Raw genomic sequence first — 13,859 nt, forward strand, 5'->3', positions numbered from 1 at the left:
TGCTGAAATATCAGCATAATTTAAAGCCGCCCCTCGGGGCGGCTTTTTGTTTGGCCTGCGCCGGGTGTCAGTTGGTCTTGCCGAATTGCGGCTCACCCGGCTTGCTGAACGTATTTCCGCTGGGGCCGTATCCGGTGATCTGGATAACTGCACCTTCCTCGCGCGTGCCGTCCCAATGGACCTTGCCGTTCGGGTGCATCATGTAGCCGCCGGTCTTGAGCGGAACAGCCTTGGCTGGTTCGAAGGCTTCGCCCGTGCCGGTGTACCAGGTGCCCGACAGCACCACGACATGGCGATCCTCCGGATGCTTGTGCGGCTTGCTCATGATGCCCGGTGGCCACTTGATGCGCAGCACGTAGATTCCGGGCTTCGACGGGTCGCCGAACAGCGTCGCCACTTCAACGCCGACGCCGAACGGATTCTTGTATTGCTCTTCGCCCTGCTTGATTCGAAGGAAGCCATCGCTATCCGTCTCGGCCTTCGCTGCCGGATGCTGCAACATCATCGCAGCGGCGGCGCACCCAGCGATCGTCAGCGCAGTTTTGATTTTCTTCACAGTGGTTCTCTCCCTTGCTTTTCTTGTTATCGCGGGAGGCTAGCCTGTTCGGGCGGCGGCGAGCAATAAGCTGGAGGTCGCGTGAGCTAGGTCTTGCCGTCACCACGGCAGGCCGCAGAGATCGATGGTGCCTTCGCGCAGCAGGCGCTTGATCCTGAAAATGTAGGGGGCCATCGCAGTGAACGGCGCGCGGCCGCTGGGTTGCTCGGCATAAACAACGCCGTTGAATGTCTGCCAGCCGAGTTTTTCATAGAATGCATTGTTATGCGGCTCACAGAACAGCATGCCGAAATCGGTGGCGCGCTCCTCGGTCAGGGTGTGGATCGCCGCGTTGATGGCAAGTGTCGCATAGCCTCGGCCGCGGCAGTCCTCACGTGTCGCGACGCCGCCGATCCCGCCGATCGCCACCTTGCGGCCATTCCAGGTGCCGGCGCGGCTGTAAATCCCGACATGGCAGACGACATCGCCGTCCAGCTCGATCATGACCCGGAGGTCGGCATGGGCGAACACGGTGTGGCCCCACGGCGATGCTTTCACGATCTCAGGCGGCCAAACGGCCGACAACAGCGGTTTTACGGCGGGCCATGCTGTGTCACCGGTCGCGATATCGATCTCGATGCTGCTCATTCGATCGCCTCTGTTTGCGCGGCGCACATCAGCATTGTTCTCCGTGCAGATGGTAAAACGCCGATTCCGATGCAATGATAAGCGTCATATCGGGAGAATTTTCTACAATGCAGGCCGCTCAGCTCAGTTCTTATCAGAAGTGGTCGATTTTGATCGGCGCGTCCGTCATGTTGAGCCTGTCGATGGGTATGCGGCAGAGCTTCGGGCTTTTCCAGCCCTCGATCCTGCATGATACCCAGATCACCAGTGCCGACTTCTCCCTGGCCACCGCGATCCAGAATATCGTCTGGGGCGTCACGCAGCCTTTCGTCGGCATCCTCGCCGACAGGTACGGGTCGCGTTACGTGATGCTCGCAGGTGTGCTGGTGTACATACTCGGCTTGGTCACCATGATTTTCTCGACCACGGCGCTGATGTTTACCTTCGGTTGCGGCATATGTGTGGGCATCGCGCTGTCCTGTACCGCCGCGAGCATGAGCATGACGGTCGCAGCGCGGGCGGTCTCCGCAGCCAAGCGCAGCGTCACCATGGGCGCGATCTCCGCCGCTGGCTCGATCGGCCTCGTCATCGCATCGCCGCTGGCGCAAACCCTGATCTCGACCGCGGGTTGGCAGATTGCGCTGGTCGGCTTCGTCGCCCTCGCTTGCGTGATGCTGCCGTCGGCATTCAGCGCTGGCGGTGCCGACAAGATCGAGCTGGATAAGGCAGACCAACTCAATCAGTCGCTTGGCGCGGTGGTTCAGTCGGCGCTCGGACATTCCGGCTACGTGATTATGGCCGTGGCGTTCTTTGTGTGCGGGCTCCAGCTTGTCTTCATCACGACACATCTGCCGAACTATCTTGCGATCTGCGGTCTCGATCCCTCGCTTGGCGCATCGGCGCTGGCGCTGATCGGGCTTTTCAACGTGTTCGGGTCGTATCTTTTCGGCTGGCTCGGCGGACGTTATCCCAAGCAGCTGTTGCTGGGCGGCATTTACATCGTGCGGTCGCTGGCGATCGCGGTGTATTTCATCCTGCCCGCCACGCCTGCTTCGACGCTGATCTTCGCAGCGGTGATGGGTTCGCTCTGGCTCGGAGTGATTCCGCTGGTGAACGGGCTCGTCGCGCAGTTGTTCGGGCTCCGCTACATGGCGACCCTGACCGGCATCGCCTTCTTCAGCCATCAGGTTGGATCTTTCATTGGCGCATGGGGCAGTGGGCTGATTTTCGATCACCTCGGCAGCTATGACATGGCCTGGAAGGGCGCGGTCATCATCGGATTGATCGCAGGATCATTCCAGATGTTGATGAATGTGCGGCCGCCGAAAGCCAAGGACGACCTGGCCGGCGCGCTCCCGAAAGCGGCATAAAAGTCCGCCAGCAAGAATGCTGCCTCCGCGAGGGGCGGCGTTGGGCTATATATTCAGCGCGGCATATCTGTTTCCCTCCCCGGGAAACCTTCTATAGTGCGCCGCGTTGACACCTCGTCACCCACAATTTCCGGAAGTAGACCCATGACCTTCACGCTCCCGAATCTGCCTTATGCCCACGATGCGCTCCAGCCCTACATGTCGAAGGAGACGCTCGAGTATCATCACGACAAGCATCACCAGGCTTACGTGACCAACGGCAACAATCTGCTGAAAGGCACTGAGTTCGAGGGCAAGTCCCTTGAAGACATCGTGAAGGGTTCGTTCGGCAAGAACGCGCCGCTCTTCAACAATGCCGGTCAGCACTACAACCATCTGCATTTCTGGAACTGGATGAAGCCTAACGGTGGCGGCGACAAGCTCCCCGGCAAGCTCGCCAAGCAGATCGATCAGGATCTCGGCGGTCTCGAAAAGTTCAAGACCGATTTCGCCGCGGCAGGCGTCGGCCAGTTCGGCTCCGGCTGGGCCTGGCTCTCGGTCAAGAACGGCAAGCTCGAAATCTCCAAGACCCCGAACGGCGAAAGCCCGCTGGTTCACGGCGCAACGCCGATCCTCGGCGTCGACGTGTGGGAGCACTCCTACTACATCGACTACCGCAATCGCCGCCCTGATTATCTGAAGGCGTTCGTCGATCACCTCGTGAACTGGGAATACGTCGAGTCGCTGTACGCGAAAGCGGCGTAACCACTGCAATCAACCGAGGGGTCGCATTTCGCGGCCCCTTTTTTGAGACGATGTCCCAATCGGCCTGAATGTTGGTGAACTATCTTCTTGTCTTTGTCGGTGGTGGGCTGGGCGCGTCGCTTCGGCATGCGGTCAATGTCGGCTGCGCTCGCGCGTGGGGTCTCAACTTTCCCTACGGGACTTTCCTGATCAACATCACGGGCTCGCTGGTGATGGGTCTCATCGCCGGCTATCTCGCTTTCAAGGGCGATGCGTCGCAGCCGTGGCGGCTGTTCATCATGACCGGTATCCTCGGCGGCTACACCACGTTTTCGGCGTTCTCGCTGGATGCGGTCACGCTCTATGAGCGCGGCGAGATGGGAATGGCGCTGTTCTACGTTGTGGGATCGGTGGTGCTGTCGATCGCGGGGCTGGTGGCAGGCCTCGCGCTGGTGCGGCATTTCGCGTGAGAGCAAGAGACCGTTTTTGTCCGACCCCCCGCTAAAAACCGAACCTGCTGAGAACGGCGAGGGCGCGAGCCCGCGCCGCAAGGGCAAGCCGTTCGGCTGGTCGACGTTCATCATCGCAGTACTTGTTGCGATCAGCGCCGTGCTGGTCTGGCGGCGTGATGGTTTCGATGGTGTCTGGGCCATTCTCGTCCACGACGTTTCCCTGTTCGGCGAAATCATGCCGCGCGTGCTGGCGGGCTGCCTGCTCGGCGGATTGATCGCGTCGGTTCTGCCGCACGACAAGGTCTCAAAGTCACTCGGGCCTGAATCCGGGCTGAAGGGTCTGCTGATCGGCACGGCGTTCGGAGCGATCCTGCCGGGCGGCCCGTTTACCGCCTATCCGGTGGCTAGTGCGCTTCTGGCGGTCGGTGCGGACTTTGGCGCCACCATCGCCATGGTGGTGAGCTGGACACTGATCGGCTACGGCCGTGCGGTGGCGTGGGAGATGCCGATCATGGGCGCGGATTTCACGCTCTGGCGCATCGTGATTTCGCTGCCGATGCCGATTCTCGCTGGTGCGTTGGGGCGCTTTGTCTATGTCCGCGTTCGTCACAGGTTCAAGCTGTGACCGCGCTCATCATCGACATCCTGTTGTGGGGCTCGCTGATCGGCGTGAGCATCATCGCGTGGCGGCAGGACAAGGCCGTGTTGACCGTCGCACTGCGCAAGGGCGGGATGGACTTCATCAACATCGTGCCGCGGATCGCGCTCGGTGTGATCGGGTCGGGCTTCATCGCCGCCATCATTCCCTCGGAGGTGATCGTCGGTGGGTTGGGGCCGGATACCGGATGGCTCGGGATTGCGACGGCTGTGGTTGCCGGTGCGGCGACGCCGGGTGGACCGGTGATCGGCTTTTCCATCGGGGCGGTCGCGCTCAAAAGTGGCGGCGGAATGCCTCAGGTGGTCGCCTATATCGTTGCCTGGGCCCTGTTCGCGTTCCAGCGGCTGATCCTGTGGGAAATCCCCTTCATGCCGGCCCGGTTCGTCTGGTTCCGGGCACTGGTCTCGCTCCCGTTCCCGTTCCTGGCTGCCGCCATCGTGATGGTGATCGGGAAACCATAGGCTCCAGACCGCATTGCGGAACCATGGACGCGGGTTATGTTATAATATAACATTCTTGAGCATTGTGAGGGGTCCCAGCGCCTCTCAGCCTCACTAGACCTGGAAAGCGGACCTCATGGCCCATTCGCACGGGCATTCCCACGCTCACGACCATTCACACGGTCCTCATTCGCACAGCCATGGCCCAGCATCGCCGCATCCGGCGCAGCCGGTCCATTGGTCGATCCTGCGGATGACGCTGGCAGCGCGTCTGGCAGCCGCTGCGGCGATCAGCGCGGTTCTGTGGGCCGTCGTGCTGACGGCGATGAGGTGAGCATGTCCGCGCAACTGACATTCCGCGATGTGACGCTCGGCTACGACCGCCATCCCGCCGTGCATCACCTGAGCGGCGAGGTCGTCGCCGGCGCTCTGGTGGCGGTGGTTGGCCCCAACGGTGCCGGCAAGTCGACGCTGTTTCGCGGTATCGTCGGCATCCTCAAGCCGCTCGCCGGTGTCATCGGACTCGGCGATCTCAATCCGCGCGACATCGCCTATCTGCCGCAGACCGCCGATATCGACCGCAGCTTTCCGATCTCGGTCTACGATTTCGTCGGCACCGGCCTGTGGCGCCGCAGGGGCATCTTCGGCGGACTCGGCAAGAACGAGCATGCGCGGATTACGGAGGCGCTCGCCGCGGTGGGCTTGAGCGGATTCGAAAATCGCCCGATCGGCACGCTGTCCGGCGGCCAGATGCAGCGCATGCTGTTTGCGCGGGTATTGTTGCAGGATGCGCGCGTCATCGTGCTGGATGAGCCTTTCAACGCCATCGACGCCAAGACGTCCGCCGATCTCGTCGCACTGGTGCGGCGCTGGCACGCCGAAAAGCGCACGGTGCTGGCGGCACTGCACGACATGGAATTGGTCCGCGCGAATTTCCCCGAGACCCTATTGCTGGCGCGCTCAAAAGTGGCGTGGGGCAAGACGCCCGAGGTTCTGACGCAGGAAAACCTGCTGGCCGCGCGGCACATGTGCGAAGCCTTCGACGATGGTGCTGCGCCGTGCGTCGACACGCCATCGCAGGCAGCGTGATCTCATGATCTATGACGCGCTGATCGCGCCTTTCACGGAATTCGAATTTATGCGCCGCGCGCTGGCCGGTGTGATTGCGCTGGCACTGGGCGGTGCACCCATCGGCGTGTTCCTGATGCTGCGGCGAATGAGCCTTGTCGGCGACGCCATGGCGCACGCGATCCTGCCGGGCGCGGCCATCGGATTCCTGCTGTCCGGCCTTAACCTGTTCGCGATGACCTTCGGTGGGCTGGTTGCGGGTTTCACGGTCGCGATTCTGTCGGGTCTGGTCGCGCGCACCACCGAACTGAAGGAAGACGCTTCCTTGGCCGCATTCTATCTGGTGTCGCTTGCGCTCGGCGTCGCCATCGTGTCGATCAAGGGCACCAACATCGACCTGCTGCATGTGCTGTTCGGCAACATCCTGGCGATGGACGACCAGACGCTGCTGGTGATCGCGTTCAATGCCACCGTCACGCTGCTGGTGCTGGCGGTGATCTATCGGCCGCTGGTGATTGAGTGCGTCGATCCGGTGTTCCTGCGCACAGTGAGCCGGGCCGGTGCGCCCGCGCATCTGGCGTTCCTCGCGCTGGTCGTCATCAATCTGGTCAACGGCTTTCACGCCCTCGGCACGCTGCTTGCGGTGGGGCTGATGATCCTGCCCGCAGGCATAGCGCGGTTCTGGTCGCGCGACATTACCGGCATGATCGGGGTCGCGGTCGCAAGTGCCGCGCTGTCGGGGTTTGCAGGCTTGCTGCTGTCGTTCCACACCAAGGTGCCGTCGGGACCGGCGATCATCCTCGTATGTGCGGGACTGTATGTGGTGTCGGTCTTGTTCGGCAGCGTCAGCGGTCTGGTGCGTCAGCTCTTTCCGGGCCGTCATCTCGAAGCGTGAGGAGAAGCTGTGCTTCGATTTATAAGCGTCATCGTTGCTGTACTGGCTCTGGCCGTCGCTCCCGTCGCCGCACAACAGGCGACCGACGGGCCTCTCAACGTGGTCGCGACGTTCTCGATCCTCGGTGACTTTGCGAAGAACATCGGTGGCGAGCGGGTCAGTGTCACGATGCTGGTCGGTCCCAACAGCGATACCCATGTCTATACGCCGACGCCGTCCGACGCGAAGAGGATCACCGATGCGAAGCTGGTGATCGTCAACGGCCTCGGCCTTGAGGGCTGGCTGCCGCGTCTGGTTAAATCATCCGGAAGCCGGGCGGTCACGATTGTCGCCACCAAGGGCATTGCCACGCGCAAGATCGAGGATGGCCACGGCCACGATCATGGCCCGGGTAATGCCGACCCGCATGCCTGGCAGTCGGTGGTCAACGCGAAGACCTACGTCACCAACGTCCGCGACGCGCTGATGGCGGCCGACCCAGCAGGTGCGGATGCTTACAGAGCCAACGCCGCCGCGTACCTTGCAAAGCTCGATGTGCTGGACCGCGAGATTCGCGAGGCCGTGGCGAAAATTCCGCCCGGTCGCCGCAGCGTGATCTCGACCCACGATGCCTTCGGCTATTTCGCCGCCGCCTATGGGATCAAGTTCATCGCGCCGCAAGGCGTCTCGACCGAATCGGAGCCCAGCGCCCGGGACGTTGCTGCTATTATCACCCAGATCAAAAAGCAGAAAATTCCTGCTGTTTTTCTGGAAAATGTCAGCGATCCGCGGCTGATGCGGCGGATCGCCGCCGAGACCGGGGCGAATATCGGCGGAACGCTGTATTCGGACAGTTTGACCGACGAAAAGGGGCCAGCACCCACTTACATTGATATGGTCCGGCACAATATAAAGGCCCTGACGAGCGCGCTTTCGAGCTAGGGCAGGGGCCACCCCGCCGCCGGGCGCGTGTATGATTGCCTGGAGATTCCATGTCTGAAGCCGCTGCCAACAAGATCCCCGTGACCGTTCTGACCGGCTACCTCGGTGCCGGAAAAACCACGCTGCTGAACCGCATCCTGTCCGAGAACCACGGCAAGAAATACGCGGTGATCGTCAACGAATTTGGCGAGATCGGAATCGATAACGATCTGATTGTCGGCGCGGACGAAGAAGTGTTCGAAATGAACAACGGCTGCGTCTGCTGCACCGTGCGCGGCGACCTTGTTCGCATCATCGACGGTCTGATGAAGCGCAAGGGCAAGTTCGACGCCATCATTCTGGAAACCACCGGTCTCGCCGATCCCGCGCCGGTGGCGCAGACGTTCTTCGTCGACGAGGACGTGCGCGAGAAGACCATGCTCGATGCGGTAGTGACGGTGGCCGACGCCAAGTGGTTGAGCGATCGCCTCAAGGATGCGCCCGAAGCCAAGAACCAGATCGCCTTCGCCGACGTTATCGTGCTGAACAAGACCGATCTGGTCACGAAGCCCGAACTGGCCGAGGTCGAGGCCCGCATCCGTGCGATCAATCCCTATGCGACGCTCCACCGGACCGAGCGCGCACAGGTCAAGCTGTCGGACGTGCTGGAGCGCGGCGCGTTCGATCTTGATCGTATTCTGGAGCTTGAGCCGGAGTTTCTCGACGATGGCGGTCATGACCATGACCACGATCATCATCACCATGGCCATCACGGCCACGATCATCATCACGACCACGGTCATTCCCACGGCGGCATGAAGCACTATCACGATGAGGACATGCAGTCGCTGTCGCTGCGTACCGACAAGCCGGTCGATCCGACCAAGTTCATGCCGTGGTTGCAGGAACTGGTCGCCAAGGACGGCGAAAAAATCCTGCGCTCCAAGGGCATTCTCTCGTTCAAGGGCGACGACGACCGCTATGTATTTCAGGGCGTCCACATGATGCTGGAAGGCGACCACCAGCGGAAATGGAAACAGGACGAGGTACGCGAGAGCCGCCTCGTGTTCATCGGTCGTGAATTGCCGGAACAGGCAATCCGTGACGGCTTCGCGAAAACCATTGCGTGATGACAGACTTCAATCCGGCCCCGGAGACGGCCTCCATCGTCTCCGTCACTGATCGCGTCACGAACGTAAAGCTCGATGCGCCTGCGACCGCCGTACATTTCCTCGGCGACGTTGCGGCGTTCGTCGGTGCGGAAGAAAACGTGACGTTTGCGACCGGCGAAGGCGAAACGAATGTCGTCGCCGTGCATGGCGGCGGCATCCTGTGCTCGGCGTCCGATGGCAAACGCGTCGTGATGGGCGGCGACGACGGCAAGCTGACATCGATCGATGCCAAGTCGAACATCGAAACGCTCGCGACCGACGCCAAGCGCCGCTGGATCGATAACGTCGCCTTGCATGCGGATGGTGCGGTAGCGTGGTCCGCCGGAAAGACGGCCTTTGTCCGGGCGCCGAAGGGCGAAGAGAAATCGGTCGACGTCCCATCGACAGTGGGCGGTTTGGCCTTCGCGCCAAAGGGCGTGCGGCTCGCGGTTGCGCATTACAACGGCGTGACACTGTGGTTTCCCAATATGGGTGCGAAACCCGAATTTCTCGAATGGAAGGGATCGCATCTCGGCGTCACCTTCAGCGCCGACAATCGCTTCCTTGTCACAACGATGCATGAATCGTCGCTGCACGGCTGGCGGCTGGCCGACTCGCGGCACATGCGAATGACTGGCTATCCCGCACGGGTACGCTCGATGTCGTGGAGCGCGGGCGGGAAATTCCTCGCCACCTCCGGGTCGGACAGCGTCATCCTGTGGCCGTTCGCGAGCAAGGACGGCCCGATGGGCAAGGAGCCGTTGATGCTGGCGCCGCTGCAGGCCAAGGCGACGGTGGTGGCGTGCAACCCGAAGGAAGAGGTCTTCGCGGTGGGCTACAGCGACGGCACCGTTCTGATGGTGCGCATCGAGGACGGCGCGGAAATCCTTGTGCGCAGGAATGCGGGCGAGCCGGTTGCGGCGCTGTCATGGAATGCAAAGGGATCGCTGCTCGCTTTTGCAGCCGAAGACGGCGATGCTGGACTGCTTGCTCTGTAGTGAGTAATCAGGCGCCATGCGCTTCCTGACGACTTTCCAGACCTATGATTTCCTCGACACCCTCGTCAGCCTGACGGCGGCGTTTGTTCTCGGCACCCTGATCGGAGCCGAGCGCCAGTATCGTCTGCGAACAGCAGGATTGAGAACCAACGTGCTGGTTGCGGTGGGAGCCGCCGCCTTCGTCGATCTGGCCATGCAGCTTGCCGGCGCCGATGGGGCGGTGCGCGTGATTGCCTATGTGGTGTCCGGGATTGGCTTCCTTGGCGCCGGCGTGATCATGAAGGAAGGCATGAATGTCCGTGGCCTGAACACCGCCGCGACATTATGGAGTTCAGCGGCGGTCGGTTGCTGCGCCGGAGCGGATATGCTGGCGCAGGCTGTCGCGCTGACGGTGTTCGTGCTTGCGGGCAATACGCTGCTGCGGCCGCTGGTCAATGCGATCAACCGCAGTCCGCTGGACGCGCGCGCGTCGGAAGCGACCTACGAATTCAGGCTTACCGTGGATACCGCATCGATGGATGCAGTGCGCGAGCTTCTGGTTGAGAAGTTGGAAGCGGCACACTACCCGGTGAGCGATGTCAATGTCATTGATCGTGCCGAGGGCGTCGTTGAAATCGCCGCCACGCTCGTGAGCACGGCGGTCGAAGCCAAAGAACTCGATGCCGTCACAGCCGATCTGGCGCGGCGGCCCGGCGTTCGGCACGCGACATGGGATGTCAGCACCAAGGACTGAATTCGCGACATGGCATCGCCAGTCGCCAAGATGGTTCCGCGTTTTCATTCACAATTCATTGAGTGCGACACCGCGGGCACCGGCAAATGCCGGAACCATCGTTGTGACCATCCGTTGGCTCTGTTCATGGGCGATGAACGGGTGCCGAGATGACTCCAGATGAAAAGCGACGAACCAATCGAATCGATTTCATCCTGTCCGCGATTTTGATCGCGGGCGGACTGACGTTGTCAGGTATTTCGCTGATGCAACTGGCGTCGCATGGTCAAATCCAGTTCGCGCAGACAACGCAGCCGTCTGAGCCTTCTCCGTCCGTTCCGGCTGGTAAGAGTGATGGTCCTGCAGAGCCGATGCCGGGCGGCACAAGGCCCACAACTCCCGCGCCTGAGCCAGCGCGGCCCGATGCCGATGCTCAGAAGAGCGGCGCGAAGCCGGCGCTTCCGCCTGCGCCTGCAGAGAAAATGGGCGAGCCGATCAAGAACTAGCGACCAAAAAGCCAGAGCCAAACCGCACAAACAAGAAAGGCCAGACGCATGTCTGGCCTTTCTGCATTTCATGACGGCTGATCCAGTCAGCGCACCAGAACATTCCGGAACTGCCACGGATCGCTGGTGTCGATGTCTTCCGGGAACAGACCCGGACGATCCGTCAGCGGCGTCCAGTCGGTGTAATAGCCCTTCACCGGCCCGAGATATGGCTTCTGGATTTCCAGCAGGCGATCGAAATCCATCTCGTCGGCTTCGACAATGCCGGCGTTCGGGTTTTCCAGTGCCCACACCATGCCGCCGAGTACGGCGGAGGTCACCTGCAGGCCAGTGGCGTTCTGATAGGGCGCGAGTTTCCGCGTTTCCTCGATGGAGAGCTGCGAGCCGTACCAGTAGGCATTGTTGTCGTGCCCGAACAGCAGCACGCCGAGCTCGTCGATGCCATCGACAATCTCGGTCTCGTCGAGAATGTGATGCTTCTCCTGCGCCTTGGCTGCGCGGCCGAACATTTCGTGCAGCGAGAGCACTGCATCATCCGCAGGGTGATAGGCATAGTGACAAGTCGGCCGGTAGACGACCGCGCCGGATGCATCGCGCACCGTGAAATAGTCGGAGATCGAGATTGACTCGTTGTGGGTGACAAGGAACCCGTATTGCGCCCCGCGGGTCGGACACCAGGAGCGCACGCGCGTGTCGGCGCCGGGCTGCATCAGATAGATCGCCGCGCCGCAACCGGCTTCGTGGGTGTGTGCATTCTCGGGCATCCACTTTTCATGGGTGCCCCAGCCGAGTTCGGACGGCTGCACGCCTTCCGACAGGAAGCCTTCCACCGACCACGTGTTGACGAATACGTCCGGCTCTTTCGGCTTCTTCGAGCGCTGGGTGTCGCGTTCGGCGATGTGGATACCTTTGATGCCGGCCTGGCGCATCAGGTCCGCCCATTCGGCCTTGGTCTTTGGCTTCGGGGCATTGAGCTTGAGGTCATTGGCCACATTCAGCAAGGCCTGCTTGACGAAGAACGAGACCATGCCGGGGTTGGCGCCACAGCAGGAGACGGCCGTCGTCGAGCCTGCGGGACGGGCCCTCTTTGCGGCCAGCGTGTTCTCGCGCAGGGCGTAGTTGGAGCGCGCTTCCGGGCCCTTCGACGCATCGAAATAGAAGCCGAGCCAGGGCTCATTGACCGTGTCGATATAGAGCGCGCCGAGTTCGTTGCAGAGCTCCATGATGTCGGTGGAGCCGGTATCGACCGAAAGATTGACGCAGAAACCCTGGCCACTGCCTTCGGCGAGCAGCGGAGTCAGCAGTTCGCGGTAATTGTCCTTGGTCACGCCCTGCTGGATGAAGCGCACATTGTGCTTCTCGCAATGTGCCTTGCGGCCTTCGTCCTTGGGATCGATCACCGTGATGCGCGACTTGTCGTAATCGAGATGCCGCTCGATCATCGGCAGAGTGCCTTTGCCGATTGAGCCGAAGCCGATCATGACGATGGGGCCGCTGATGCGCGCGTGAATGGGGGATGTCATCACTGAAACTCCGAAGATCGCAGGGGAAGGCAGCCGCGAAGGACTTACGGCAACTTGGGGATGACGGCAACGGGGCCGTGCCGTCAGGGGTTTTCATAAAATCGTCGTGTGGGCGATCCGGGATCGGATCGCCCATCAGTATCGTGGCTATTTGACCTTGAGCACGGTCAGGGATCGCCAGCCTCCTGCCGGGGTCTGGAACTCGATGGTCTGCCCGACCGACAGGCCGATCAGCGCCGCACCGATCGGCGTCAGAATGGAGATCTTTCCGGCGTCGACATTCGCGGCCTCTGGATAAACCAGCGTCACCGACCGTTCCTGGCCGCTGATGTCGTCGCGGAAGGTGACGTCGGATTCCATCGCGACGAGGCCCGGCAGCAATCGTGCATCCGGCAAAATCTCCGCGCGCTCGATTTCGCGCGCGAGGAAATCGCAGGTCTGCGGATATTTTTCCGATGCGGCTTCAGCGATGTTGCGCAGCCGATCGACGTCGCACATGCGCAGGGAGATCGGAGGCAGTTCCGGGTGCAGGTAGTTGATCATGTTCATCACCATCAAGCGGCTGTGGGACCTGGACGGTCGGGGTTGTTGTTGTCGGTTCGGTGCGCGGACCTCATGGACCGCCGCTGCAAAAGAGAAATCACGCCGGCGGGCGGATCGAGATTCTCCACCGCGGCGATATGCGGAACGCCATCAAAGCCGACGTAACGGATGCGCGAACCGGCATGCAGGCCGATCAGTGCTGCCCCTAACGGTGAGAGCACGGACAGATGAAGCGCGCTGTTACGGAAGCCTTCCGGAAGAACCAGGACGCGGCTTTCCAGCGGTTCGTTTTCGTCCGCGCGAAATGTCACCCAGTCATCGAGCCGGACGCAGCGGTCCGGCACGAAGGCTGGCTCATACACTGTCGCTCGCTCGATTTCGGTGAGCAGGAAGCGGCCGATCGGATGGCGCTTGCTGACGGCTTCTACCGCCACCCTTTTCAGGCGGCTGAAATCGCCGGACGCGATGCTGACCGGTGGAATAGGCTCTGACATCATGACGTGCCTCACAACGGAACGCATCGGCACAAACAGTGCCGCGCGACTTTCGTGATTCAATTTTTGCGGGGATGAAACGAACTGCAAACTACCCGGAACGGCGCAAACGCGCGTCCGCCCGGGTCACCGTCCAGTTTGGAGGCGACCTGCGCGAAACAGCGAGTGGTTGGTGCAGACGTTCGACATGATCAGCTTAAGGTAGGGGCGATGGCCGGAAAGTCAACGGATAGGCTGCGACAAGATGGCCCGGAAAAGTCGGGC

General features: G+C 61.6%; 18 protein-coding genes. 13 read left to right on the forward strand and 5 right to left on the reverse strand.

Annotated features, from left to right (window positions below):
- Positions 1-67: 67 nt before the first annotated feature.
- Together HNQ36_RS13315 and HNQ36_RS13320 are read right to left on the reverse strand one after the other, a co-directional pair.
- On the reverse strand, positions 68-556 hold the full coding sequence (locus HNQ36_RS13315; RefSeq protein ID WP_184085756.1) for a cupin domain-containing protein: 489 nt from the start codon (positions 554-556) through the stop codon (positions 68-70).
- A gap of 99 nt (positions 557-655) precedes the next feature.
- Positions 656-1,183 (reverse strand): GNAT family N-acetyltransferase, encoded by a 528-nt coding sequence (locus HNQ36_RS13320; protein ID WP_184085758.1) that lies wholly within the window; start codon positions 1,181-1,183, stop codon positions 656-658.
- Between the two features lie 107 nt (positions 1,184-1,290).
- On the opposite strand from HNQ36_RS13320, the gene HNQ36_RS13325 reads away from it, so the two are divergent.
- The 13 genes from HNQ36_RS13325 (at position 1,291) to HNQ36_RS13385 (ending at position 11,035) form a co-directional block, all read left to right on the forward strand.
- On the forward strand, positions 1,291-2,532 hold the full coding sequence (locus HNQ36_RS13325; RefSeq protein WP_184085760.1) for an MFS transporter: 1,242 nt from the start codon (positions 1,291-1,293) through the stop codon (positions 2,530-2,532).
- A gap of 144 nt (positions 2,533-2,676) precedes the next feature.
- The gene (locus tag HNQ36_RS13330) at positions 2,677-3,276 is read left to right on the forward strand and encodes a superoxide dismutase (RefSeq protein WP_184085762.1); all 600 of its coding nucleotides are present in this window, start codon (positions 2,677-2,679) and stop codon (positions 3,274-3,276) included.
- A 74-nt stretch (positions 3,277-3,350) separates the two neighbouring features.
- A complete protein-coding gene (crcB, locus tag HNQ36_RS13335; protein WP_184085764.1) occupies positions 3,351-3,725 on the forward strand; it encodes a fluoride efflux transporter CrcB in 375 nt (124 codons plus the stop codon).
- Between the two features lie 16 nt (positions 3,726-3,741).
- Positions 3,742-4,332: a permease gene (locus HNQ36_RS13340; protein ID WP_184085766.1), complete on the forward strand. Its 591-nt coding sequence runs from the start codon at positions 3,742-3,744 to the stop codon at positions 4,330-4,332.
- Complete coding sequence (locus HNQ36_RS13345) at positions 4,329-4,826, forward strand: hypothetical protein (RefSeq protein ID WP_184085768.1); 498 nt, start codon at positions 4,329-4,331, stop codon at positions 4,824-4,826. Before HNQ36_RS13340 ends, HNQ36_RS13345 begins: the two co-directional genes overlap by 4 nt.
- A gap of 115 nt (positions 4,827-4,941) precedes the next feature.
- The gene (locus tag HNQ36_RS13350) at positions 4,942-5,139 is read left to right on the forward strand and encodes a hypothetical protein (protein WP_046828795.1); all 198 of its coding nucleotides are present in this window, start codon (positions 4,942-4,944) and stop codon (positions 5,137-5,139) included.
- 2 nt (positions 5,140-5,141) lie between these two features.
- A complete protein-coding gene (locus HNQ36_RS13355) occupies positions 5,142-5,894 on the forward strand; it encodes a metal ABC transporter ATP-binding protein (RefSeq protein WP_184085770.1) in 753 nt (250 codons plus the stop codon).
- Positions 5,895-5,898: 4 nt separating this feature from the next.
- Positions 5,899-6,768, forward strand: a complete 870-nt coding sequence (locus HNQ36_RS13360; protein WP_184085772.1) for a metal ABC transporter permease — start codon at positions 5,899-5,901, stop codon at positions 6,766-6,768.
- Between the two features lie 9 nt (positions 6,769-6,777).
- The gene (locus HNQ36_RS13365; RefSeq protein ID WP_184085774.1) at positions 6,778-7,689 is read left to right on the forward strand and encodes a metal ABC transporter solute-binding protein, Zn/Mn family; all 912 of its coding nucleotides are present in this window, start codon (positions 6,778-6,780) and stop codon (positions 7,687-7,689) included.
- Between the two features lie 50 nt (positions 7,690-7,739).
- The gene (locus tag HNQ36_RS13370; protein WP_184085776.1) at positions 7,740-8,798 is read left to right on the forward strand and encodes a CobW family GTP-binding protein; all 1,059 of its coding nucleotides are present in this window, start codon (positions 7,740-7,742) and stop codon (positions 8,796-8,798) included.
- A complete protein-coding gene (locus HNQ36_RS13375; protein WP_184085778.1) occupies positions 8,798-9,817 on the forward strand; it encodes a WD40 repeat domain-containing protein in 1,020 nt (339 codons plus the stop codon). The genes HNQ36_RS13370 and HNQ36_RS13375 overlap by 1 nt, the downstream gene beginning before the upstream one ends.
- A 16-nt stretch (positions 9,818-9,833) precedes the next feature.
- Positions 9,834-10,550, forward strand: a complete 717-nt coding sequence (locus HNQ36_RS13380; RefSeq protein ID WP_184085780.1) for an MgtC/SapB family protein — start codon at positions 9,834-9,836, stop codon at positions 10,548-10,550.
- Between the two features lie 149 nt (positions 10,551-10,699).
- Positions 10,700-11,035, forward strand: coding sequence for a hypothetical protein (locus tag HNQ36_RS13385; protein ID WP_184085782.1), 336 nt, complete (start codon positions 10,700-10,702; stop codon positions 11,033-11,035).
- Between the two features lie 86 nt (positions 11,036-11,121).
- Here HNQ36_RS13385 and HNQ36_RS13390 read toward each other — a convergent pair whose 3' ends face one another.
- The 3 genes from HNQ36_RS13390 to HNQ36_RS13400 all read right to left on the reverse strand — a co-directional run bounded on the left by HNQ36_RS13390 (position 11,122) and on the right by HNQ36_RS13400 (position 13,598).
- On the reverse strand, positions 11,122-12,558 hold the full coding sequence (locus HNQ36_RS13390) for a homospermidine synthase (RefSeq protein WP_184085784.1): 1,437 nt from the start codon (positions 12,556-12,558) through the stop codon (positions 11,122-11,124).
- A 147-nt stretch (positions 12,559-12,705) separates the two neighbouring features.
- Positions 12,706-13,101 (reverse strand): nucleoside diphosphate kinase regulator, encoded by a 396-nt coding sequence (gene rnk / locus HNQ36_RS13395; RefSeq protein ID WP_184085786.1) that lies wholly within the window; start codon positions 13,099-13,101, stop codon positions 12,706-12,708.
- Positions 13,102-13,112: 11 nt separating this feature from the next.
- A complete protein-coding gene (locus HNQ36_RS13400) occupies positions 13,113-13,598 on the reverse strand; it encodes a GreA/GreB family elongation factor (RefSeq protein ID WP_246395364.1) in 486 nt (161 codons plus the stop codon).
- Positions 13,599-13,859 lie beyond the last annotated feature (261 nt).

The organism is Afipia massiliensis, assembly GCF_014203115.1.
GTDB lineage: Bacteria > Pseudomonadota > Alphaproteobacteria > Rhizobiales > Xanthobacteraceae > Afipia > Afipia massiliensis.